The following is a 20,299-nucleotide window of genomic DNA, read 5'->3' on the forward strand; positions in this document are numbered from 1 at the left end:
TCTCCTCTCGTTGTGGTGTTGTTGTTGGGGGGGGGATGATAGGGAGGGAAAATGGCCCCCCCCCCCCCCCCCCGCACCGGCAGAGTACCTCACTCGCGGCGAACGCAAAATCTATGCGCGCCGGAGTAGACATTGCCCGTGGGCTGGTCTAGCGTTTCTCTCGTAGACAACAGTCGGCAATACCGGCAGACACGAACTGGCCCGGGTTGTTGGACAGAGTTCGCGGTTCGGTCCGGCAGCGGAGTTCCGAAGCCAGGCAGGTGCAGGACGGGCGACGGGGCTGGCTGCGGGAACAGGTGGGCCGCCACGGCCACCGACGGGAAGACGCAGTTCAGCAGGTGCAGTACCAGCAGTACGAAAGTGACAGTGCAGTCCAGAGGATGAGTGGAGGGACAGCGCGCCATCAGGATCGCCCGGCCCGTGAGGAAGTCGCCTGGGCGGATTCCGTAGACCCCAAGGCAAGGACGGTGGTTTCCGGTCACGCATACGCGATCCCCGCACGCCCCCTCCCCCGGGGCGACGCGGACATAAGGAACCCGGCCCCAGAGCCGGTAGATGGTGTAAAACCCTTCGGGGCCCCGGGAGCCGTAACGGCCCCGGGGCCCCTCAGCGCGTCCCCGGACACAACAACAAGAAGAGGTGCAGTGACCACGGCAACCATCCGACCGCATACCCCCGACTCCCTCGACGACGACGACTACCCCGCCTACACCATGGGCCGCGCCGCCGAGATGACCGGCACCACCCCCGGCTTCCTACGATCCCTCGGCGACCAGGGCCTGATCACACCCCTGCGCTCGGACGGCGGACACCGCCGCTACTCCCGCTACCAACTACGGATCGCCATGCGCGCCCGCGACCTCGTCGACCAGGGCACCCCCATCGACGCCGCCTGCCGCATCATCATCCTCGAAGACCAACTCGAAGAAGCCCTGCGCATCAACGAACAGCTCCGCCGCGACGCCGGACAGGAACCCGCAGCCGACACCTGACGGACCGGCAGGTATCCCGGCCTGCAGTCCCCTCCAGCCGTCCTGCCGCCCGCCGCAGGCGCCAGAGAGATGGGACGACCTCGCGCTGTACGCTCTGGTCACCCCGAACAGTGACACCGCAGCGCGGTACAGGACGTGGCGGCTGGAGGGCGCGGCCGGGCCGGACGCCGCCGCGGACAGGTGCTCGGGATGGTCCGCTCCGAGATGGGCGGCACCGCCCGGGGCGTCGGCGCCTTCCGCCCGCCCGCCGTGCCCGTCGTCTCGCCGGCCGGAGCCGGCCGACGGCTCCACGGCACCCGGACCAGTGGTCTGCACCCTGCTCAACGCGCTCAGCATCTCCTTGCTGTGCGGACGTATGACGCCAAGCCAGGCGGCCACTTGGCCTGCCGTCGCTATCAGGAGTCGGAGTAGCCGAGGTCGCCGATGGTCCAGCTGCTGACGTCTTCGATGGCGATGCGGTACATGCCGCCGGTGTGGGGCAGTGCGAAGTCGCCCTGAAGGATCTTCGCCCGGTGGAGATGCAGATGGGTCGGCCGTGCGGGCGGGCCGTCGAGGGGCGGGGCGAAGAGGGCGGCGAACGGCTTCAGGTGTTCCGAGGTCTGGAGGACCTCCGCCACCCGCTCCCACCACAGCGTCACCGGGGCAAGCCTTCCGGTGATCACCGCTCCGGGGACCACCACGGTCAGGGACATCTGGTTGCTGTGCTCGGACTCGACCATCGCCGCGATGTCGACGAGCAGCCCGTCAGGGTTCGACATGCCCACCAGAATAGGACATTGCCTCCGTGACCCACGGGCCTGGGCAGCGGTCATGGCAGCCACGGACCTCGCGCCGGCCGCGCGGCCGGGGGCTACGCGGCGGCGACCTGACGTGCCGGTCGGCTGCGCCGCGGTGCAGGGCAGGTGGGAGTAGCCGTGAGGGCCGGGGCGGCGCCCGGATCGTGCGGGCCGGCGGTGACGAGCAGGTCGACTCCGAGAGAGGTGACGGTGAAGCCCGCAGCGCCGAGGATCTCCGACAGGGCCAGTATCAGCGCGCTGCGGATGCCGCGGAACTCGGTGCGCCCGGCGGCGTCGGCGGGATGCGGGCAGGCGTGGAGGGTGGGTCCGATCAGGTCCTGGCCCGGACTCCATGTCAGCACCAAGCCGGTCCCCGGGCGCTGCCGGGCGGAGAGTGCGGCGGCATGGGGCGGTGCCGGCTCGAACCCTCGGAGGGGGAGCACGGCACAGACGGACTCAAACAGATGTTTGTCATCCACGCGCGGAGTTTATCGCCTGCCCAGCCCGCTGCCGGCCGTCAACGGCGGATCGTCACATGTCTTTCCGGCCATTGCCGGTGAGGCTCCGGAGCCGGATCGGCGGATGTCCGTTCGACCTGGCCGGGGCGTGCGTCCCCTGGACGGCGCACTGGCGCGTCGGTCCAGGGGCGCACCGTGTGCACTGCGGTGTTCCCGGCTGGGAACCGCGTGCGCCCTGGGTTCAGAGTCCGAACATCGCGGCATAGGGCTGGGTGATGCGTTCCCGCCCCGATCCGAAGTCGACGAGTACCGCGATGTCGCCGTCACCTTCGACCCCGACGGCCCGGCCGAGACCGTACTGGTCGTGGGTGACGCGGTCGCCGACGGCGAAGTGCTTGCGCGGCGCTTCGAGCCGGGCCTTGAAGGGCCTGGTGGGCAGGACGCGGCGAACTGCTGCAGATTTCGTCATTCCCTGCAGTATGCGCCGAAAATCGCGGGATCGGGCCTTGTTCGGCGCACTCGATTTCGGAGCTACGGCAGGAATTTCGCGCAAGCCGTCCACAATGGTCTCGGATGGCGCCGGTGGGCGTGGTGCGTCGCTTTCGCGGGTCTGCCGCGGGAAGGGCGGGCGCTCGGCTCCCGCGCGACTCTCCGCTCCCGGGGAGGACCGGTGGCCGGTACCGTAGGGGCAGGTGCGCATGCCCAACCAGGCTCCTCGCCAGCCGTGTTGGCGGTCCGGTCGCCTCGCGGCCGGGGCCCCGCAAGGGGGTTCCGCAGAGCCGGGGGTGAAATATCTGCCCGTGGCGGGTCTGGGCCTGCTAGAGTCTCCTTAGTTGCAGTAGTGGTTCCCATGAACTTTGTGTGCGCCTGCTGATGTGTCGCAGGCGCCCTTTTTGTTTCCCGGCTCTTCCCCGGGTGGGTGCTCATCGCGGCGACTCGGAGCCCGCACTGTGTGTGCTTCGGACAGCCCCTTGAAGGAGATTTCTTTATGGCTAATGGCACTGTGAAGTGGTTCAACGCGGAAAAGGGCTTCGGCTTCATCGAGCAGGAGGGTGGCGGCCCCGACGTCTTCGCCCACTACTCGAACATCAACGCCAACGGCTTCCGTGAGCTGCTCGAGGGCCAGAAGGTCGAGTTCGACGTCACGCAGGGCCAGAAGGGCCCGCAGGCCGAGAACATTCGCCCGCTGTAGTTTTTCTGCCACGGCACCCGCCAAGCAGCGAGGGGCCCGCACCGCGTACACGATGCCCGGTGCGGGCCCCTCGGCATTGCGCCACGCGCATTCCCCGGCCGTTCAGGCCCCCTGGCTCCGCCACCGGCGGCCATCCCCACGCGAGACGCTCGGCGCCGCGTCCGGATCGGCGCCCTGCCGTGACACCCACGGTTCGAGGATCTTCGCTCCCGCCCCGCGCGGTGAGCGCCGACCTCAAGGTGACGTGCCGCACGGTTTCACCGTCCACGCCCCGCTTCACACTTTCGGCCCGTTCCCTCGCGACCTCCTGCTGGCGCCCCGCGCTGCGGAGCCGCCTCGCGACGTGCCGACCCAGGAAGGTTTCACATGAACCGCTCCAGCCGCTCCCCGTACCAGAACGCCAACTCCCGCTCCTCGGCCTCCTCCCGCTCCGGCGCCGCCTACGGATCCCGCTCCGGCGGCAGCTCCTTCTACGGCGACAGGCCCGCCCGCGGCCGCAGCGCCCGTCAGGGTTCCTCCGCACAGGGCGAGTTCGCGATGCCGGTGAGCACCACCCCGGCTCTGCCGGCCGTTGAAGCGTTCGACGAACTGGACATGCCCAAGGCCCTGCTGTCGGTGCTGACCCGCCAGGGCGTCACCACGCCGTTCCCGATCCAGGCCGCGACGCTGCCGAACTCGCTGGCCGGCCGGGACGTCCTCGGACGAGGCCGCACAGGCTCCGGCAAGACCATCGCGTTCGGCCTCGCCGTGCTGGCCCGCACCGCCGGCCGGCGCGCCGAACCCCGCCGCCCGCTGGCGCTCGTCCTGGTCCCCACCCGCGAGCTCGCACAGCAGGTCACCGACGCCCTCACCCCTTACGCCCACGCGGTGCGGCTGCGCATGGCCGCCGTGGTGGGCGGGATGTCGATCGGCCGCCAGGCCCACGCCTTGAACCAGGGGGCGGAGGTCGTGGTGGCCACCCCCGGCCGGCTCAAGGACCTGATCCAGCGCGGCGACTGCGAGCTGGACGGGGTCGGCATCACGGTGCTCGACGAGGCCGACCAGATGGCCGACATGGGCTTCCTGCCGCAGGTCACCGAACTCCTCGACCAGGTCGCCGAGGGCTGCCAGACGATGCTGTTCTCCGCCACCCTGGACCGCAACGTCGACCGCCTGGTCCGCCGCTTCCTCAAGGATCCGGTCACCCACTCGGTCGACCCGTCCGCGGGTGCGGTCAGCACCATGGAGCACCACGTCCTGCACGTGCAGAACTACGACAAGAACGCCACGATCGCCCACATCGCCTCCCGCGACGGCGGCGTCATCATGTTCACCGACACCAAGCACGGCGCCGACCGCTTGGTGGAAGACTTGCTCGCGAACGGGGTGAAGGCCGCGGCGCTGCACGGCGGCAAGTCCCAGCCCCAGCGCACCCGCACCCTGGAGCAGTTCCGCACCGGCCAGGTCACCGCGCTGATCGCGACCAACGTCGCGGCCCGGGGCATCCACGTCGACGGGCTCGACCTGGTCGTCAACCTGGACCCGCCGAGCGACCACAAGGACTACCTGCACCGCGGCGGCCGCACCGCCCGGGCCGGGGAGTCCGGCACCGTCGTCACCCTCGTCCTGCCCAACCAGCGCCGCGAGATGGCCCGCATGATGACCACCGCCGCCATCACCCCCGTCACCACCCGCGTCAGCGCCGGCGACGAGGAGCTCGCCCGCATCACCGGAGCCCGCGTGCCCACCGGCATCCCCACCACCATCCCTGCGCCCGTCGTCGAACGCCCCCGCCGCAGCACCTCCACGAGCCGAAACCGGCGCATCCGCCCCGCCTACGCAGGAACCGATACCCGCGCCACCGCCGCCGGCCGCGACAACCAGGGCTCCTCCGGCCGCCGCCGGGCACCCCGACGCGTCGCCCTGGCCGCCTAGCACGTACGAGGGGCCCGGACCGCCGTCGCGGTCCGGGCCTCCACCGCCCACCAGGCGGAGAGCAAGTGTCCCGGCCCGCTCCGGCGCACCCGCCGGCCGTCCCATCGCCAGTGCCCCGATCGCCGCCGGTCCCGGCGGTGGACACGCGAAGGAGTCCGCCCATGACCATCACCCTCGAACGCTCCGCGACCACCGTCACGGTGGGCGACCTCATGAAATCTCCGGAACTGCAGATCAGCGACGACGTCATGGTCGACACGGCGATGGACATCCTGCAGAGCTCCGGCGCCGACCACCTCCTGGTCCGCGACGACGACGGCCGCTGTGCGGGGTTGCTGACCCGCCTGCACCTGGCACCGTTCCAGGCCCGGTCCTGGTACACCGAGCGGACCCCGGTCCGCGACATCGTCCTCGACCGCGCCCCGTACGCCACCCCCGACATGCCCGCCACCACCGCGGCAACCACCATGCGCTCCCGCGGCCTGGCCGTGTGGCTGGTCGTCGACCACGGCTGCCACGCCATCGGCCTGCTCAGCCTCTAAACCGCCTGTCGGCGCCGACACGCCAGCCGCCGATGATTCGCCCACCGCGCGCTTCGCCGCCGCTTCGGCCCCTGCCCTCAGCGTCGGCTGCCTTCTACCGGCAGTGGATGCGCCCGGGCTGCGGGGCGTCACACGATCCTGGAATCCTCCTGCGCGGAAGCGGTCTCCGCAGGGCCGGGGCTCACCTGCAGCACCCGGTCCGCGCCGGTGCGGCGCAGCAGGGCCGTTACAGGACCGGTCGGGTTCAGCAGGTGGACTACCGTGCCCGTTTCGCGGGCTTTCAGGTGGGCGCGGATGAGCGCGTTGAGGCCGCCGGAGCCGCAGAACACCACCTGGGACATGTCGATCACCAGTTCCCGCAGGACGGAAGGCGTGTCCAGCGCGCAGTCAACGGCGGCGTTCAGGAGTGGGCCGGTGTCCTGGTCGAGTTCGCCCACCGCGTCGAGCACGCGGCCGTCCGTTCCCGGTCGCAGGCGGATGTCGAAGGCAGGGGGATGATCGAACTCCGCAAGGAGTACCCGCTCAGCGCAAGGCGAACCGCGGCCAACCAGCAGTCAGGCCCAGTTACTGGTAAGGAAGTTGCGCGCTGCGCACACTGTCGGAGCGATCCGGTCCCAAGGGCCGGCGCTATCGGGCCGACAGACCACGCGAAGTGGCCTCGGGGCCCCTTCCTGAGCCGTCTCTCGCCCGGTGGGGACTCTAGCCCTGGTCGGGGGCGCCGGCCGAGACCGGTGGAAGCGTGGGCTCGGTCCGGTCGGCGGGAAGTGGGCCGGGCCCGGGCCCACGCTGCGGGGCGCGCGTCGCGACCCGGGCGGAACGGGAGTGGATGAACGTCCCGCGCGTGTACTTCGACAGGGCGGCGAGCCGCCGTAGCGGGCGACCCCGGGGCCGGTCCGCGCTAGTGAGGCAGGGTGTCGGCCAGCCGTGCCGGTGGACAACGGTCGGCCGGCTATCGGGGACGCCGGGGAACTCGGGTCCTGGGCGGCCTGCGGTGTGCGGCTGATTGTGCTCACCGCGGGCCGGTCTCGTCGCCCTGGTAGATGGGTCAGGTGTCGGCTGCGGGTTCCTGTCCGGCGTCGCGGCGGAGCTGTTCGTTGATGCGCAGGGCTTCTTCGAGTTGGTCTTCGAGGATGATGATGCGGCAGGCGGCGTCGATGGGGGTGCCCTGGTCGACGAGGTCGCGGGCGCGCATGGCGATCCGTAGTTGGTAGCGGGAGTAGCAGCGGTGTCCGCCGTCCGAGCGCAGGGGTGTGATCAGGCCCTGGTCGCCGAGGGATCGTAGGAAGCCGGGGGTGGTGCCGGTCATCTCGGCGGCGCGGCCCATGGTGTAGGCGGGGTAGTCGTCGTCGTCGAGGGAGTCGGGGGTATGCGGTCGGATGGTTGCCGTGGTCACTGCACCTCTTCTTGTTGTTGTGTCCGGGGACGCGCTGAGGGGCCCCGGGGCCGTTACGGCTCCCGGGGCCCCGAAGGGTTTTACACCATCTACCGGCTCTGGGGCCGGGTTCCTTATGTCCGCGTCGCCCCGGGGGAGGGGGCGTGCGGGGATCGCGTATGCGTGACCGGAAACCACCGTCCTTGCCTTGGGGTCTACGGAATCCGCCCAGGCGACTTCCTCACGGGCCGGGCGATCCTGATGGCGTGCTGTCCCTCCATTCATCCTCTGTACGGGCCGGCTACTGCGAACTGCGGTACTTCCAACTGCGTGGTAATACGACCTGCTCGGTACTGCTCACACGGGTACTGCGGTAATGCGAACTGCGTGGTAGTGCCAACTACCCGGTACTGCTACGGCGGTCCCTGGCGGTCCCGCCGACTCCGGCAGCCAGCCCTGTTGCCCGTCCTGCTCAACCGCTCGGCTTGGAACCCCACTGCCGGACTCCCAGCGCGCGCGCCCGCAGTCTGGGCGCCTTCACTGGGGTACCGCGCACTGCGACTGCCGATACTGCCGAACTCAACTTCACCTACGAGTAGTGCACTTGCTGAACTGCGGTACCGCTGGGTAGCGGCCCCTGATGCCTGCGGGCCGCCCGGCCCGGCCACCGGTCCCGTCGCCTTACTGCACCATCCCTGGCTTCAGGACCCTGCAAACCGTGCCGACCTGCGAACTTCTGCCCGCCAGTTCGTGTCTGGCGGCTTGCTGCGAGAGAAACACTAACCACGGTGCGCGGCAATGTCTACTCCAGCGGGCACAGATTTTTCGGTGCCGGTCGGGGAGGTAGTCTTCGCTCCGCACGGGGCTGGGCGGCCGGTCGCCGCAGCCGCGCCGTGACGGAGGACGCCGCGTCCAGCGGCCAGGGATCACGAGTGAACGGGAGGCGAGCGGTGGAAGGGCCGCAGGCCGCGCGGCAGGAGCGCACCCCAGACCCCGATACCCAGGCGGCGCTAGCGACGGCCATCGCCGAAGCCGTGCACGATCGGGACGAGCGGGTCCTGCGCCGGCTGCTGGCCCGCTTCGCCGAACAGGCCGCCATCACGGACCTGCCCGCCCTGCGCGCCGCCCTCGACACCACCCGGCAGCACAGCGACCGCCCGCCGGGGGCCCGATAGGACCGCGTCGGCCCGCCCCACCGCCGGATCAGAGGGCGCGGGTGGCGGCATCACAGGTCAGGCACAAGTACCCGGCCCAGCGCGGCGGATACCACCCCTGCCCCGGCCGCTGCGGACTCCACCGGTCGACCACCATGGCCGCGGTGCCCATACCGCACACGGTGAGCGCCCCAGCCCGCCGGGTGCATCCGGATCCGAGGGTGCGGCATGGACCCGCCGCACCGACAGGGCGTCGACCGGATCGCCGCCGATCCCCAGGATGAGAGCGTCCAGCGGCTCGACCAGTTCCAGCAGAACCACGATGCCCATAGGTCAACCGTGCGCGCCCACCGCCGCGACCGCGACCGCGCCCGGGGCCGGGCGGCCCGCTGAAGACTTCACCGCACCGGCCGGCCCGCTCGCGGCCCGCCGCGCGAGCCCGGACCGAAGGAGAGAGGTCCGGGCCCGCACGGAGAGGTCGGGCCGCGCCCACGGGCACTCGCCGGCGTCGGCGAGCGAAGCCCGGCAGGGCGCGGCGGCCGGTCGGTGCGGCAGGAACGGGGAGCGGACATCGAAGCCGCATCGCAGCGGTCAGGCGGAGATGGCCTCGCGTTCGCCCTTGGCCGTGATGGCGATCTTGCGGGGGCGGGCCTTCTCGCTGATCGGCACGCGCACGCTCAGCACGCCCTGGTCGTAGTCGGCGTCGATCCGGTCGGTGTCCAGCGCGTCGCCCAGGAACACCTGCCGGGAGAACCGGCCCAGCACCCGCTCGTCCGCCAGCACCTCCGCGCCCTGCGGCAGCCCGGACGCGTGCTCCGCGCGCACAGTCAGGACGTTAAGCTCCACGTCCAGGTCGATGGTCTTCGGGTCGATGCCCGGCAGGTCCAGGCGCAGCACGAACACCTCGCCGTCGCGGTAAGCGACCAGCGGCATCCCCGCCGGCTGGGAGACGGTGCCGACCAGCTGCTGGGTGAGCCGGTCGAGGTCGCGCAGGCCGCGCAGGGAGTCGGTACGCATCAACAAAGGGACCAGCTCCTCACAGTCGCTAACGGTCACGGGTGCCCACGGGCGCCACGGCGCCGGACCTGCCTGGCTCTGTCCTCCCGCCTGGGCACCTCGACGAGAAAGTTATAGCGACGCCAGAGCTTTCTTGACAAGCTGACGCTCAACTTTAGCGAGCCGGGTGCGCGCGACCCTTGGCGCGCTGCCGTCCGAAGGTCGCGGGTTCATGTGAGTACGTCCACCGGGGAGTTCGCGCTGCCGCGGCTCGGCCGCCAGGCCGACATCGGGCGACGGCACAAGCCCCCCAGATCACCTTGAGCCCCTCCTGCTGACGGGCGGTTCCCATGACCTGCAGCCCCAGCCCGGATCCGGCGGATCTGCTCCGCAGCGTTCTTCAGCGCCGGCTTGGGGACGCCCCATGCTTTGCGGCCTCCAAGGGACTGAGGTGACGTCTTCCGCGAACGCGTAGAAGTTCGGCCCGCCGTTGGGTTCCTCAAACGGGATCCAGTTCGCGATCAACGTGAAGGTGTCCCGGTTTGTCGGGGCTGACGAAGGCGTACACGTCGGTGTTGTCGGCCCGCGGATCGCCCGCGATCAGCGGCGCCTCGCGGTGGCTTGAGGCGGAACGGACACCGGGGGTGAGACCGGCCAGCGCGTCGGCCGCGGCGAGGGCGAGCACGCCCATTCCGGCGAGCGGCCGCCCGGCGCGGCGCCCGAGCGCGGGCAGGCGGGGCGAACGAGGAGGCGCATGGTCCGTCTCTCTGGCGGGTGGCTCGGATCGGCGTTCCGCAGCGGGCCGCCAGGCCTCGCGGACGATGGCGCCCCTGCGTTCGGGCGCAGGACACTCCGGGCGACTTCCCACGTGAACGGGCGTGCGGCCCCGGGAGGGGCCCGAGTCGATGCGTGCGGCCTCGGGAGGTTTTGGGGGGAGCTGTCTGGTGCGCGACCGACGGTGGTAAGCCATTCATGCAGTCATCACGCGTAGTGCCGAAGTGTCTACGGAGGTAGTCCATCCGGGAGTCCGGCCTGTGGCACGCTCCGCGAAGCGCTGGGGCCTCACCCGCCGCTGGTCGATGGCGGCAGTTCTCACGGTTGCCGGTGCCCTGGCCATCGGCAGGCGGCGCTCGGAGGGCGGGCTCCTGACTCAGCTGCCGGATCGTGGCGTCACGGCCGGCTGACCCGTTACCCGCGAGCCGCTGGGTACTCGCTCCTGCGGCGAAGTCGAGGGAGCATCGCGTCGACTCGCATCGAGGAAGCACCGGATGTGTGGGTGGACCGCTTCCAAGCCGTCGCTCACCAGGCAGTCTCCCTGGGGCAGACCTCAGCGAGGAACTCCAGCAGGTAGGCCGCGACCGCGTCGGGGGCGCCGGTCTGAGCCCAGATGTAGACGGCGGTGCGCTCCTGCGCGTCGATGCTCTGCAGGACGTATCCGTCGACCAGGCCGCCAGCGCCGGAGCGGTCGCGCACCAGGATCTGCCGGGGCCGACTCTCTTCCTCGGCCAGGGCCTCGACGTCGTCGGCGTCCGGGCAGTCCCGGAACTGGTAAACCCACTGCGCCTGCATACGGATCATTCTTCCGTCTGCGACCAGGGCGCCGCTGCCAATACCCGACTCGCACAGGCCCTGGGGGCGTTCGGTGATTCGCCAGGCACAGGCAGCCGTGCCCGACCCGGATCACCTCCGACCGGGCTTCTGCAGGTGCGACGAAGGGATCAACGATGGGTACATAGCCCGAGAACTCCAGGGTGTCCGACACGGCCAAGCCCTTGTGCCCGGACACACGCCGGGCCCACGGATGAGGGTCCGGTGCGTCCGGGTAGCGGCGCAGCCGTATGGGCGGGCAAGTCGGCGGGTGAGGCCGGACACCTGCGGCAGCGGGTTCGGCGGCTGACTGGGAGGATCGGTAAGTCGTGGAGCCCGAGGCGTTCGGCGGTCCGGTCCGGTGCAGTCCGGCGACGTCGTAGCGTCGGCGTTCCAGGGATGCTCCTCCCGGTCCCGGGGGAGGAGACCGACGGTGTAGCCGTCGTCGTCCCACGACCGGCCAGGCCTCCAGGTCGCGTATCCGCATAGCGGTCAGAGGCCGGCGGCTGCTCGGACGGCTCGTGCGGTGTCGTCGGGATCCGGGTCGGTGACGGCCAGGCGGGCGCAGGGCGAGGGACTCTGCAGATCGACGCATACGACGGGCCGGCGCCCTCGGGCACGGACAGCCGCGAAGTCCTTCCCCTGGGGATGCGGACGGGTGCCGATGGACAGGACTCCGGGGATCCACGTGCCTCGTCCGCGTACGCCGCGCAGGGCACGCCACCAGTCGGGTTCCACGGTCACCTGACGGATCGCGGGCACGGGCACCCGGACGTCACGGCGACGCGCCGCTGCCTTCTCCCACCACGACAGGGTGGCGACGAGCTCATCGCCTTCCACCACGAGCCTTGCCATCGCTCCTCCGTCCCTTTCCGGCAATGCGCTCGTGATCACCCGATGTGCACTGTGGCACGTCATCCGGTCGGGGGACCACGGGCTACGGCGGCGGTGCCGGACTGCCGTATGCCTCGAGTACGTCCGATGTGGACCGCATGTCCAGTTCGACATTTCCACTGCCCGGGCCCGTCGCGCGGGCGTACCGCAACGCGCCGTCGGCCGAGAACACCGCCGTCACGGTCCAGTCGAGCAGGAACATCGGCATAGTGCCATCCGAATCCCTGCCCACACTCCGGCTGAAAGCCCGCGCCGTCCCGTCGAGACAGTGCGCGTCGTTGCTCAGAGGCGGATCGCCGTCGCTGATGGCCACGATGCTCGACACCGGACCGTGCTGCCGCTACCCGGCTGATCGGCACTGTCAGGCCACCTGGAGGTCGCCCCTCAGGTCCGCCTGGGGTGGTGAACCCACGCGTTTGGTATTCGTGCACTTGGCAGGCCCGAATTCGCGCTTTCCCGGAGTAACCTGGAAGGTGCCGGAGAACTTACCGGAAGGACGATCGCGAGGAGGTAATTATGCAGATTAGTGGAGCAGGAGCCCTGATTCTGCGACTCGTGATCGCGATATCCCATCCCGGCCTTTCGGTCGGGAGATGACGGGGTCACTGAAGTGCCGGGGGGCGCAGGTGCAAATCCTGTTGTTCAGCGTTTATGCAGGGCGTGGGCCGTTTTCGCAGAGATGCGGAGGCGGCCTTTTGTTCTGCGAAGTGGCAGTTGCAGTGCGATCCCATCGCGCGGTTACACGTGTTCGGGACGTTTCTTTCCCCTGAGATCCGGCGGGTGTCCGAGCGGCTCGGGAATACCGTAACAGAATGTCCGCTTCCTCGTCCGGTGACCGCGTGGGCGTCGCGATCGGCCGGGGCCACCTGATCGGATGCGGACTTGTTGCAGGCGGCTTCCGGCGAGGGCCCGCCGGTGCGGCGCGCAAGGCGGTGTGCCGACGGGTCCGCTCCCTGTCAACGGGAGGAGACATGATGAGTCCCGGCGGACAACGTCCCGTAGTGGTCGGCGTCGATCCCGAACGCCCCAGTCGCATGGTGCTCGCCTGGGCCGCCGACGAGGCGGACCGGCGCCGTCTGTCGGTGGCAGGACGCCGGGAATCCAGGTACCTCGTCCCGCACGCCGCGCAGGGCATGCCACCAGTCGGGCTCGACGCTCACCTGATGGATCGTGGACACGGGCGCGCGGACCTCACGGCGACGCGCCGCTGCCTTCTCCCACCACGACAGGTCGACGATGCGGTCATCGCCCTTCACCCCGAGCCGCGCCATCGCTCCTCCGTACCGCCTTCCGGCCTGCGCCGGCCGGTCGGCCTGGAGAGGTCGATGACCGGTCGGAGTACGGTGGGGACACCGGGGTGGTTCAGGTGCTGGCTGTCCGCGGCGTCGTCCTCCCTGGTGAGTGGGCTCTTCCCGGGGCCTGCAGATGGGTGGCGGGCTATGGCGGACGACTCCGACACGCCGTTCCCGGCGCTCCTGCCGGACCGGTTCCGCGAGTCTGCAAAACCCGGTTCGGTGCTGCTGAGTCCGGAGCCGACGCGGTCGCGCGAGGGGACACTCGATGGTGCGTGGTGGCCTCGTTCCCGTGACCTCGGTGCCGAGCTGCCCGGCCTCATCCCTGCGCTGACCGAGCATCTGGGCCCTGTCACGAGCACCGGCCTGAATGCGGACGCGGGGGACGACATCCCGCCCCCTCTGGTCGTCGACGGCCGGTCCGTGCACATCAACTGGAACCCGGTCGGTGATGACACGATGATCATCACGCGGGTGATCGCGATCATTTCACGCTGCTCGTCATCCCTTCGCAAGCAAGCCTCGATGCGGCCCACGCCCCCATGGCGCGGGCGGTCGAGGCCGGCGGCACCGACTCGGCGCAGCGGATCCTCATCGCCACCGGTTGGCTCCGAGCCTTCCGGCGAATCGTTCTGACCGAGGCGCCACCCGTATGGGTTGTATGGGTGGCAGGAAAGGCATGGTGGAGACATGTCCGTGTACGTGAAACTTTCGGCCGAGGCCAGGTCGCCGTCCGAGCCGTCCAAGGGGCCGTTGGACATGCAGTACCAGGACGTCCCCGGCGGCCTCACGTACGAGTACGACCTTCATCCGAGCGGAGCACTGCGGATCCTGCGCGTCTTCGAAGACACTCCGCACGCGGTCGAGGTTTGCTTCAGCCCTGGGGCGTGGCTTGAGGTCGCGGGCACCTATCTGCGAAGTGGCTCCGCGTACTGAGCCGCGCGGATCTGGTCATCCAGTGCGGGGTCGGCGAGGCGCAGGGCTGCATGGGGCCACGCGGCGGCACAGTCGCTCTGGCACGCCACCGCCTCGACCCGATGCGAAATGAGCCGGAGTCGGTGGCGAACCGCGTGGTGCCGTTCGCTGGTGGCGGCGTTATCCGTCTGTCTGCGGCCGGTCTGCTGCCGGAACACCTGCGGCTGTCAGGAGGTCGGTGCCGGTGCGCGTGTTGGCCGGGTCGGACGCCGTTGTCATCAGCCTCTCGGCGGCGGAGGCCTCGGCGTCGGGGGGAATCACCAGGAGTTCCAGGCGCAGCGGGATGAAGGAGCACACCATCACCTCGTCTGCGTCCTGCTCCTGGTCGAACCACCCGACGTGGATGACGTGGCCTGCGACCGGGACCCGCCGGGGGATGACCGGCCAGTGCGCCGGGTTCACGGTGACCCGGGTGATCCGCCCCCACCTGGGGTCCAGCGCTGCTGCCAGCGGGGGAAGTTCACGTAGGAGGTCGTGCGAGCGGGGCCACCAGGCCCCGTCCAGCCGGCCGGGGGTGGTGCCCTCGGGTGTCAGCCGGAGCCGGACCGGTGGTTCCGGCTCCGAGGGCTGGCCGGCGGCGGGATCGAAGGACGCGGTCATGTCGAACACCTACCCCGGGCTCATTCCGGATGACCAAGTGCTGCAGCGGGGTACCCCAAGCTGTGCATGCCGCAGACGGTGAGCTCTTCCACCGTACTCCGGCCAGGGCCAGGGCCCACCCGGGAGGGCAGAGGGCGGCTGGTGGAGGCTTCCCGACCGGGTGGCAGGACGCCGGCGTCCCGCTCTCGAGGTTGCCGGAGACGTCCCATGTCAAAGGTGTGGTCCCCGCTGCAGGTCTGCATCGTGTTCTACAGTTCTGGGTTTGCGAGGTGGTCGGCGGTGCCGCCCCGCCATTCGACCAGAAAGAGGCTCGCGTCGTCGGTGGTGGTTCCGCCCCGCTCCCGCATCAGGGTGTGCGAGAGGCTCCGCACCATCTCCTGCACGCCTCCACCGGCGGGTCCGACGCGCTCGATGGTGGCGATCAGGCGTTCCTCGCCGAACTCTTCCCCGCCGTTCTGGTGTTCCTCGACGAGTCCGTCGGTGTAGAAGAGCACCCGGTCGCCGCGCCGGAGCTGCCGCACGCTGATCTGTGGTGTGGCACCGCCGAAGCCGACCGGTAGGGTGCCGGGGCTGTCCAGGGTCAGGATGACCCGGTGATCGCGGATCAGCAGCGGTGCCGGGTGGCCTGCGTTGACCCATTGCAGCTCGCCCGTTCCGATGTCCATGCGCATCATCTGCGCGGTGACGAACTGGTCCGGGCCGAACTGCTCGTCGATCGCGGAATCCATGAACGCATAGAGCTCGGCGAGCCCGACACCGGCCCGCCGGGCATGCCGATAGGCGCCCACGGCGACGGTCGCCAGCACGGCGGCGTTCAAGCCGTGGCCCATCGCGTCGATCATGGCCAGATGCAGCATGTCGTCGTTCAGGGCGTAGTCCAGGCTGTCGCCGGCGACGTTGTATGCGGGCTCCAGGATCCCGGCGACCGCGACCTGCGGGGTGTTCATCGACAGCGGGGGCAGCAGTGACCACTGGATCTCCGCTGCCACACTCATCGGCTCGCGGCGCCGCGCCTGGAAGAACTGGTCCGTGTAGCCGTTCTTGGTGACCAGCATGTCGGCGACCAGCCCGGCGAGACGCCGTAGTAACCGGCGGTCGTCGTCATCGACGCTGTCGAGGGTGACGGCCATGACCCCGACCTCGTCACTGCCGTCCAACAGCGGCAGGAACATCCGTATCCCGTCGGCCTGACGGTGCTCGGCCGGGGTCGTACGGAGGAAGACCTCGCCGGCCCGGGAACCGTCGATGGGCACCGGGTCTCCACCGGTGAGTCCCCTGCCCGGAAGCGGCACCAGCATGAGTTGGCCGTAATCCTGCAGAAGGATCGAGACGTCCCGGCCACCGATCGCGCGGACCTCCTCCGCCACCAGCGGGGCGATGAGCTGCGGCGGCATCTCGTGAGCCCGGTCCAGCAGCTGGCCCAGCAGCCGCTCACCGAAGCCCTCCGACCGGTCCACCGCGGCCCTGCGGTTCTCCCGAGCCAATTCCGCCATGGGCACCTCAATTCCCCGCAGTGGCCCTCTTCGCCGGCCGGCTTTCCTGCCTTGCCCCACGCGGCCACGCGAGCGCCGCACTGGCGTTTTGTCCGTCTCAGCATCGCACCGGCTCTCACCCCGCGACACCCGAGCCAGATCCCGCCAGCAGTGACCCTCCCGGACTGGGCAGCTCGCGACCTCCTCGACATGCTCCGCCCGGACCCCGAGGAGGACGAGACTCCTGCTGCCGACGCGAGGCTCGGGCGTCTCTGACCGGCGCACCGGCCAGAGACGCCCCACCCCCCGATTCCAAGCCGCAGTCCCGAAGCCGTTCGACGCGTGGCTACGCCGCTCGCCGGAGGACCTCGCCAGGCCTGGAGCTCTTCACAGGACAGCGCCGCCGAGTCCACCTCGCGTGGCAGGCTCGGTGACCGAGAGCCCTTCCGGCCCGCGGTCGAGCGGGCGCCCATGCCGCCGTACGATACCCACGGCGCTGGAGCGCGCGCCGTGGGTATCGGTTGTCCGGGGCGCTCGCTAGAGTGGCGGGCCGGTCTGCTGAAGAGGAGTGTGAGGTGCGTGGCTGCCACGGCTGACCACCTCAAGGCACTCCTCAACGCCCATGCCGCCGGCGACGAGGACCGCTTCTACAGCATCGCCCTCCAGGTGGCCGCGAAGTCCGCGCGCCAGGGCCACGGCAAGCTCGCCGTCGAACTCCGCGAGATCATCGATGCCGCCCGGGCCGAGAAGATCCTCAGGCTCGCCCCGACACCCGTCGTCCAGCCCAGAGGTGAACTCGCCAGCCTCCTCACCGCCGGCTACCCCGACGTCCGCCTCGACGACATGACCCTCGCCGACGACGTCCGCGCCCCCCTGGACAAGGTCCTGCACGAGCAACGCCAGCGCGCCCGCCTGGAACGCTTCGGATTCACCCCCGTACACCGCATCCTCCTCTCGGGGCCGCCCGGCACCGGCAAGAGCATGACCGCCGCCGCACTGGCCAAAGAACTCTCTCTGCCGCTGTTCACCATCCGCCTCGACGGACTGATCAGCCGCTTCATGGGAGAGACCGCCACCAAGCTCCGCACCGTCTTCGAAGCCGCCGCCGAGACCCGCGCCGTCTACCTCTTCGACGAGTTCGACGCCCTCGGCGCCGAAGGCACCGCCGGCAACGACGTCGGCGAAGCCCGCCGCATCCTCAACTCCTTCCTCCTCTTCCTCGACGAAGCCCCCACCGAGAGCCTCGTCGTCGCCGCCACCAACCACCGCCACCTCCTCGACCGCGCACTCTTCCGCCGCTTCGACCTCGTCGTCCACTACGCACCGCCCTCCCCGGAACAGGCGATCGAGATTCTGCAACGACGCCTAGCCGGAATGGACACCACCGGCGTACCTTGGTCCGACCTGATCACCAAGGTCGGCCAGCTCAGCCACGCCGAGCTGGTCAAGGCCGCCGAATCCGCGGCCAAACGCGCCATTCTCGGAGGCAACGACGTGGTCGACCAACACCTCTTGACCGAAGGACTGGACGAGCGGCACGCGCTGCGCCATGCCTGACCGGGCCCCGTCGCGGTTCACCCCGCACCTCCTGGTCCCCTGGGACCTCGGCACGGCCCCGGCGGCTGCCCTCCAGAGCGGCACGCAACGCTCTGCGAAGCCCGGGAGGGCAGCCAGCCGCGAGGCCTGAAGGCCGCCCTCCCGGAGACCCCGGTCAGGCGCAGCTACGCCGGACCGGCGAAGGTCTCAGGTTGTGGCTACCGCTATGCCGCCAGTGGCAGGTCGTCGTCGCCACGGGGGACGGCCCGGAGCCGGCCTTCCTGGGCTTGATCGAGTGCCCGGGCGAGGGCGTTGACGGCCTGGTCGGCGGAGTCCTTGAAGAGGTGGCCGTAGAGGTTGATGGTGGTCGCCAGGGTGGCGTGGCGCAGGGTCTTGGACACGATGGCGATGGGGATGCCTTCGGCGATCATGATGCTGGCGGCGGTATGGCGCAGGTCGTGCAGGCCGATCCGGGGCAGGTCGAGTTCGGCGGTGCGTTTGCGGAGCTGGTCGAGGACCCACTGGGGCCGCAGGGGCGATCCGTCCGAGTTGGCGAAGACGAGGCCTTCCAGCTGGCCGTCGAGGTGGGCGGACATCTGGAGGTCGGCCTGGCGGTGGAGGGCGGCCATGACTCTGGGGGAGAGGCTGATCCAGGCGCGGCTGGCCTCGGTCTTGGGCTGGTTGAAGTGGAGGTCGCCGTTGTCCACGGCGGACAGGGTCCAGCGGACGAAGAGCTTTCGGTCCATGAGGTGGACGTCCGACCAGTGCAGGGCGAGGACCTCACTGCGGCGCATGCCGGTACCGAGCATCACCTCGAACAGGTCGGCCAGCTGGTCGGCGTACTGCTCGGCGTTGTGCCGCAGGAACGACGCGGCCTCCTTCGGGGTCCAGCAGGTCCGCTCCTGCGCGCGGGGCTTGGGCGGCACGCAGTGCTCGGCCGGGTTGAACTTCAGCCGCCACGACCGCACCGCGTGGTTCAACGCGTTGGGCAGCGTCGAGACCACCCGGTACAGCGTGACCCGGCCCCGCCCGGCCTTCCGCTGAGCGGCCATCCAGTCCTCGATCTGCTTCGGCCGCAGGTCCAGCAACCGGCACCGCCCGAACGCCGGGATCAGGTCCCTCTCCACGTACGCCGCGTAACCGGCACAGGTGTTCACGGTGAGATCCTCCTTCCGTGCGGCCAGCCACTCCCGCAGGTAGTCCGCCACGGTGGTACGACGCTCCTCGTACGACCCGCTCAGCTCACCCTCCAGCACCGCCGCCAGCTCCTGCGCAGCCTCCGCCTCGGTCGCGAACCCGCCACGACGCCGCGTACGACGCCGGCCGTCCTCCGGCGCCAGGTCAACGCAGTACGTCCACGACCCGTGACCCGCCTCCTCCAGCAACCGCACACACCACGCACCCAACTGCCGCCCGCCCTCGTCCCGGCACCCACACCGCCGGTACACCCTGCCCCGCTGCGCACGCTGTCCCGTGTGCTTCTCCTTCCTGAACGCGGTGACCCTGGTCCAAGGCTTGCCGTTCGGCCGGGCGTGGCGGCAGAGCGTGCGGGGCGGTGCGCGAGGCACGTCAGGACCAGCGGGCGAGGACACGCTCAAGACGACACACCGTCCGGAAGATCACCATCCGTATCCAGTGGGTAGTCGAACTTGATCTGCCCGGGCTGGCGAGTGGCAGCGAAGGGTGTCCCGGCCGGCCAGCGGGCGGTGTGGGATCCCAGATTCGGTGTCCTCTCCCCATGGGCGATGTCCACCGCGTGGCCAAAAGGACACGGGAACGGGAATCGGCAGGTGAATCGCTGCTGCCCGAGCCAAGGGTTGTCCCGCAACGGCGGGACGCAAGTGAGATGACCTCTCATGCCATCAGTGTGCTCGCGACCACTGGCAGCGCCCCCGCGGCCCGGCAACGCCCATCTGTGACACGGCAGGCGGCGACGACCGGCGGGTGCTGGCGGTGCTGGGAATCCCGGAAGGAACCGGTCGGCCCCGGGCGCTCGCCGAAGGCCCGGCCGACGCGGGGGCGGTGAAAAGGTTGGTGTTCAGGGCCGACGGAACCGGGTAACGTCTTTGCCATGTTCTTCCAGACCCCGATTTACGAGTGAGCGCGTGATGGGCCCCTGCTGACGTCCTTCGACGTCGCCGCCCGTCCCCCACCGATGAATCCGTAGATCACTTCACTTCACTTCACCACCGGGAGAACCCACGACCGTGAGCAAGAACATCAACAACCCCGTGGGCATGGGCGGCGGCCAGCGCAAGAGGCAGTCCCGCGCCGAACGGCAGAACAACGGTCCGCACCGCAACCTCGACCGCCAGGGTGCAGCCGACCAGAAGGCGGAGCTGGTGCGCAAGATGCGCGAGAAGGCAGGAACGGCTGAGGGCGCCGGGCAGGCGGGCGGCGACACCGTACAGGGCTGACGCACCGCCGCCGCAGCGCGGCACCGCACGGGGCAGGGGGGGGGGGGGGGGAGGAAGGGAGGAGACGGATTTGCTTACACAGTGAGGTAGGGTGACACCAGATCTTCGGCTGCAAACACACTATCCCTCG

Annotated in this window: 23 protein-coding genes and 2 pseudogenes; 10 read left to right on the forward strand and 15 right to left on the reverse strand. The window is 70.1% G+C overall.

The window, feature by feature from the left end; all coding sequences use genetic code 11:
- Window positions 1-713: 713 nt before the first annotated feature.
- Window positions 714-992: a MerR family transcriptional regulator gene (locus ACFVX9_RS15175; RefSeq protein ID WP_387981962.1), complete on the forward strand. Its 279-nt coding sequence runs from the start codon at window positions 714-716 to the stop codon at window positions 990-992.
- 395 nt (window positions 993-1,387) lie between these two features.
- On the opposite strand, the gene ACFVX9_RS15180 is transcribed toward ACFVX9_RS15175, so the two are convergent.
- From ACFVX9_RS15180 to ACFVX9_RS15190, 3 genes are all read right to left on the reverse strand, one after another.
- Window positions 1,388-1,750 carry a hypothetical protein gene (locus ACFVX9_RS15180; RefSeq protein WP_380488042.1) on the reverse strand — a complete coding sequence of 121 codons (363 nt, stop codon included), beginning with the start codon at window positions 1,748-1,750 and terminating at the stop codon, window positions 1,388-1,390.
- Between the two features lie 92 nt (window positions 1,751-1,842).
- Window positions 1,843-2,130, reverse strand: coding sequence for a hypothetical protein (locus ACFVX9_RS15185; RefSeq protein WP_380488040.1), 288 nt, complete (start codon window positions 2,128-2,130; stop codon window positions 1,843-1,845).
- A gap of 337 nt (window positions 2,131-2,467) precedes the next feature.
- A complete protein-coding gene (locus ACFVX9_RS15190) occupies window positions 2,468-2,695 on the reverse strand; it encodes a hypothetical protein (protein WP_387981943.1) in 228 nt (75 codons plus the stop codon).
- A gap of 519 nt (window positions 2,696-3,214) precedes the next feature.
- Here ACFVX9_RS15190 and ACFVX9_RS15195 point away from each other — a divergent pair.
- The 3 genes from ACFVX9_RS15195 (at window position 3,215) to ACFVX9_RS15205 (ending at window position 5,874) form a co-directional block, all read left to right on the forward strand.
- Window positions 3,215-3,418, forward strand: coding sequence for a cold-shock protein (locus ACFVX9_RS15195; RefSeq protein WP_030918248.1), 204 nt, complete (start codon window positions 3,215-3,217; stop codon window positions 3,416-3,418).
- Between the two features lie 366 nt (window positions 3,419-3,784).
- Window positions 3,785-5,332, forward strand: coding sequence for a DEAD/DEAH box helicase (locus ACFVX9_RS15200; RefSeq protein WP_387981945.1), 1,548 nt, complete (start codon window positions 3,785-3,787; stop codon window positions 5,330-5,332).
- Window positions 5,333-5,493: 161 nt separating this feature from the next.
- Window positions 5,494-5,874 (forward strand): CBS domain-containing protein, encoded by a 381-nt coding sequence (locus ACFVX9_RS15205; protein WP_387981947.1) that lies wholly within the window; start codon window positions 5,494-5,496, stop codon window positions 5,872-5,874.
- Between the two features lie 128 nt (window positions 5,875-6,002).
- Here ACFVX9_RS15205 and ACFVX9_RS15210 read toward each other — a convergent pair whose 3' ends face one another.
- Both ACFVX9_RS15210 and ACFVX9_RS15215 read right to left on the reverse strand, forming a co-directional pair.
- Window positions 6,003-6,428, reverse strand: a complete 426-nt coding sequence (locus ACFVX9_RS15210) for an STAS domain-containing protein (RefSeq protein WP_387981964.1) — start codon at window positions 6,426-6,428, stop codon at window positions 6,003-6,005.
- Between the two features lie 491 nt (window positions 6,429-6,919).
- Window positions 6,920-7,198: a MerR family transcriptional regulator gene (locus tag ACFVX9_RS15215; protein WP_387981966.1), complete on the reverse strand. Its 279-nt coding sequence runs from the start codon at window positions 7,196-7,198 to the stop codon at window positions 6,920-6,922.
- Window positions 7,199-8,196: 998 nt separating this feature from the next.
- On the opposite strand from ACFVX9_RS15215, the gene ACFVX9_RS15220 reads away from it, so the two are divergent.
- Together ACFVX9_RS15220 and ACFVX9_RS15225 are read left to right on the forward strand one after the other, a co-directional pair.
- Window positions 8,197-8,421: a hypothetical protein gene (locus ACFVX9_RS15220; protein WP_387981949.1), complete on the forward strand. Its 225-nt coding sequence runs from the start codon at window positions 8,197-8,199 to the stop codon at window positions 8,419-8,421.
- Window positions 8,422-8,628: 207 nt separating this feature from the next.
- Entirely contained in the window at window positions 8,629-8,793 is a 165-nt protein-coding gene (locus tag ACFVX9_RS15225; RefSeq protein WP_380487729.1) for a hypothetical protein, read from the forward strand.
- 198 nt (window positions 8,794-8,991) lie between these two features.
- Here the strand turns inward: ACFVX9_RS15225 and ACFVX9_RS15230 are convergent, their stop codons facing one another.
- The 6 genes and pseudogenes from ACFVX9_RS15230 to ACFVX9_RS15255 form a co-directional block, all read right to left on the reverse strand.
- The gene (locus ACFVX9_RS15230; protein ID WP_380487727.1) at window positions 8,992-9,417 is read right to left on the reverse strand and encodes an Hsp20/alpha crystallin family protein; all 426 of its coding nucleotides are present in this window, start codon (window positions 9,415-9,417) and stop codon (window positions 8,992-8,994) included.
- Between the two features lie 435 nt (window positions 9,418-9,852).
- Window positions 9,853-10,087, reverse strand: a pseudogene (locus ACFVX9_RS15235) (DUF4331 family protein); the annotation flags it as partial.
- A 608-nt stretch (window positions 10,088-10,695) separates the two neighbouring features.
- Entirely contained in the window at window positions 10,696-10,974 is a 279-nt protein-coding gene (locus ACFVX9_RS15240) for a hypothetical protein (RefSeq protein ID WP_387981951.1), read from the reverse strand.
- A 501-nt stretch (window positions 10,975-11,475) separates the two neighbouring features.
- Window positions 11,476-11,838, reverse strand: coding sequence for a hypothetical protein (locus ACFVX9_RS15245; RefSeq protein WP_380487723.1), 363 nt, complete (start codon window positions 11,836-11,838; stop codon window positions 11,476-11,478).
- Window positions 11,839-11,920: 82 nt separating this feature from the next.
- Window positions 11,921-12,202 carry a hypothetical protein gene (locus tag ACFVX9_RS15250; RefSeq protein ID WP_380487721.1) on the reverse strand — a complete coding sequence of 94 codons (282 nt, stop codon included), beginning with the start codon at window positions 12,200-12,202 and terminating at the stop codon, window positions 11,921-11,923.
- 631 nt (window positions 12,203-12,833) lie between these two features.
- Window positions 12,834-13,148: a hypothetical protein gene (locus ACFVX9_RS15255; RefSeq protein WP_380487719.1), complete on the reverse strand. Its 315-nt coding sequence runs from the start codon at window positions 13,146-13,148 to the stop codon at window positions 12,834-12,836.
- Window positions 13,149-13,316: 168 nt separating this feature from the next.
- On the opposite strand from ACFVX9_RS15255, the gene ACFVX9_RS15260 reads away from it, so the two are divergent.
- Together ACFVX9_RS15260 and ACFVX9_RS15265 are read left to right on the forward strand one after the other, a co-directional pair.
- Window positions 13,317-13,805 carry a DUF5994 family protein gene (locus tag ACFVX9_RS15260; RefSeq protein ID WP_380487717.1) on the forward strand — a complete coding sequence of 163 codons (489 nt, stop codon included), beginning with the start codon at window positions 13,317-13,319 and terminating at the stop codon, window positions 13,803-13,805.
- Window positions 13,806-13,865: 60 nt separating this feature from the next.
- Window positions 13,866-14,105, forward strand: coding sequence for a hypothetical protein (locus ACFVX9_RS15265; RefSeq protein WP_380495693.1), 240 nt, complete (start codon window positions 13,866-13,868; stop codon window positions 14,103-14,105).
- A gap of 159 nt (window positions 14,106-14,264) precedes the next feature.
- Here the strand turns inward: ACFVX9_RS15265 and ACFVX9_RS15270 are convergent, their stop codons facing one another.
- Together ACFVX9_RS15270 and ACFVX9_RS15275 are read right to left on the reverse strand one after the other, a co-directional pair.
- Window positions 14,265-14,744 (reverse strand): DUF5994 family protein, encoded by a 480-nt coding sequence (locus tag ACFVX9_RS15270; RefSeq protein ID WP_380487713.1) that lies wholly within the window; start codon window positions 14,742-14,744, stop codon window positions 14,265-14,267.
- 248 nt (window positions 14,745-14,992) lie between these two features.
- Complete coding sequence (locus tag ACFVX9_RS15275) at window positions 14,993-16,237, reverse strand: PP2C family protein-serine/threonine phosphatase (protein ID WP_380495690.1); 1,245 nt, start codon at window positions 16,235-16,237, stop codon at window positions 14,993-14,995.
- 558 nt (window positions 16,238-16,795) lie between these two features.
- On the opposite strand from ACFVX9_RS15275, the gene ACFVX9_RS15280 reads away from it, so the two are divergent.
- On the forward strand, window positions 16,796-17,773 hold the full coding sequence (locus tag ACFVX9_RS15280; protein ID WP_380487711.1) for an AAA family ATPase: 978 nt from the start codon (window positions 16,796-16,798) through the stop codon (window positions 17,771-17,773).
- Window positions 17,774-17,976: 203 nt separating this feature from the next.
- On the opposite strand, the gene xerC is transcribed toward ACFVX9_RS15280, so the two are convergent.
- Together xerC and ACFVX9_RS15290 are read right to left on the reverse strand one after the other, a co-directional pair.
- On the reverse strand, window positions 17,977-19,008 hold the full coding sequence (xerC, locus tag ACFVX9_RS15285) for a tyrosine recombinase XerC (RefSeq protein WP_387981969.1): 1,032 nt from the start codon (window positions 19,006-19,008) through the stop codon (window positions 17,977-17,979).
- A 6-nt stretch (window positions 19,009-19,014) separates the two neighbouring features.
- Window positions 19,015-19,344, reverse strand: a pseudogene (locus ACFVX9_RS15290) (Arm DNA-binding domain-containing protein); the annotation flags it as partial.
- Between the two features lie 615 nt (window positions 19,345-19,959).
- Between ACFVX9_RS15290 and ACFVX9_RS15295 the strand changes: the two are divergent.
- Complete coding sequence (locus tag ACFVX9_RS15295; RefSeq protein ID WP_063352004.1) at window positions 19,960-20,169, forward strand: DUF6243 family protein; 210 nt, start codon at window positions 19,960-19,962, stop codon at window positions 20,167-20,169.
- Window positions 20,170-20,299 lie beyond the last annotated feature (130 nt).

The sequence above is a fragment of the Kitasatospora sp. NPDC058243 genome, assembly GCF_042882025.1.
GTDB lineage: Bacteria > Actinomycetota > Actinomycetes > Streptomycetales > Streptomycetaceae > Kitasatospora.

What these genes read in the sequence shown, in the direction of transcription:
- ACFVX9_RS15175 (WP_387981962.1), top strand. Translation starts at nt 714, where the DNA reads ATGGGCCGCGCCGCCGAGATGACCGGCACCACCCCCGGCTTCCTACGA.
- ACFVX9_RS15255 (WP_380487719.1), bottom strand. Translation starts at nt 13,148, where the DNA reads ATGGCGCGGCTCGGGGTGAAGGGCGATGACCGCATCGTCGACCTGTCG.
- ACFVX9_RS15180 (WP_380488042.1), bottom strand. Translation starts at nt 1,750, where the DNA reads ATGTCGAACCCTGACGGGCTGCTCGTCGACATCGCGGCGATGGTCGAG.
- ACFVX9_RS15225 (WP_380487729.1), top strand. Translation starts at nt 8,629, where the DNA reads ATGGACCCGCCGCACCGACAGGGCGTCGACCGGATCGCCGCCGATCCC.
- ACFVX9_RS15275 (WP_380495690.1), bottom strand. Translation starts at nt 16,237, where the DNA reads ATGGCGGAATTGGCTCGGGAGAACCGCAGGGCCGCGGTGGACCGGTCG.
- ACFVX9_RS15270 (WP_380487713.1), bottom strand. Translation starts at nt 14,744, where the DNA reads ATGACCGCGTCCTTCGATCCCGCCGCCGGCCAGCCCTCGGAGCCGGAA.
- ACFVX9_RS15205 (WP_387981947.1), top strand. Translation starts at nt 5,494, where the DNA reads ATGACCATCACCCTCGAACGCTCCGCGACCACCGTCACGGTGGGCGAC.
- ACFVX9_RS15190 (WP_387981943.1), bottom strand. Translation starts at nt 2,695, where the DNA reads ATGACGAAATCTGCAGCAGTTCGCCGCGTCCTGCCCACCAGGCCCTTC.
- ACFVX9_RS15245 (WP_380487723.1), bottom strand. Translation starts at nt 11,838, where the DNA reads ATGGCAAGGCTCGTGGTGGAAGGCGATGAGCTCGTCGCCACCCTGTCG.
- ACFVX9_RS15200 (WP_387981945.1), top strand. Translation starts at nt 3,785, where the DNA reads ATGAACCGCTCCAGCCGCTCCCCGTACCAGAACGCCAACTCCCGCTCC.
- ACFVX9_RS15195 (WP_030918248.1), top strand. Translation starts at nt 3,215, where the DNA reads ATGGCTAATGGCACTGTGAAGTGGTTCAACGCGGAAAAGGGCTTCGGC.
- ACFVX9_RS15215 (WP_387981966.1), bottom strand. Translation starts at nt 7,198, where the DNA reads ATGGGCCGCGCCGCCGAGATGACCGGCACCACCCCCGGCTTCCTACGA.
- ACFVX9_RS15240 (WP_387981951.1), bottom strand. Translation starts at nt 10,974, where the DNA reads ATGATCCGTATGCAGGCGCAGTGGGTTTACCAGTTCCGGGACTGCCCG.
- ACFVX9_RS15260 (WP_380487717.1), top strand. Translation starts at nt 13,317, where the DNA reads ATGGCGGACGACTCCGACACGCCGTTCCCGGCGCTCCTGCCGGACCGG.
- ACFVX9_RS15230 (WP_380487727.1), bottom strand. Translation starts at nt 9,417, where the DNA reads ATGCGTACCGACTCCCTGCGCGGCCTGCGCGACCTCGACCGGCTCACC.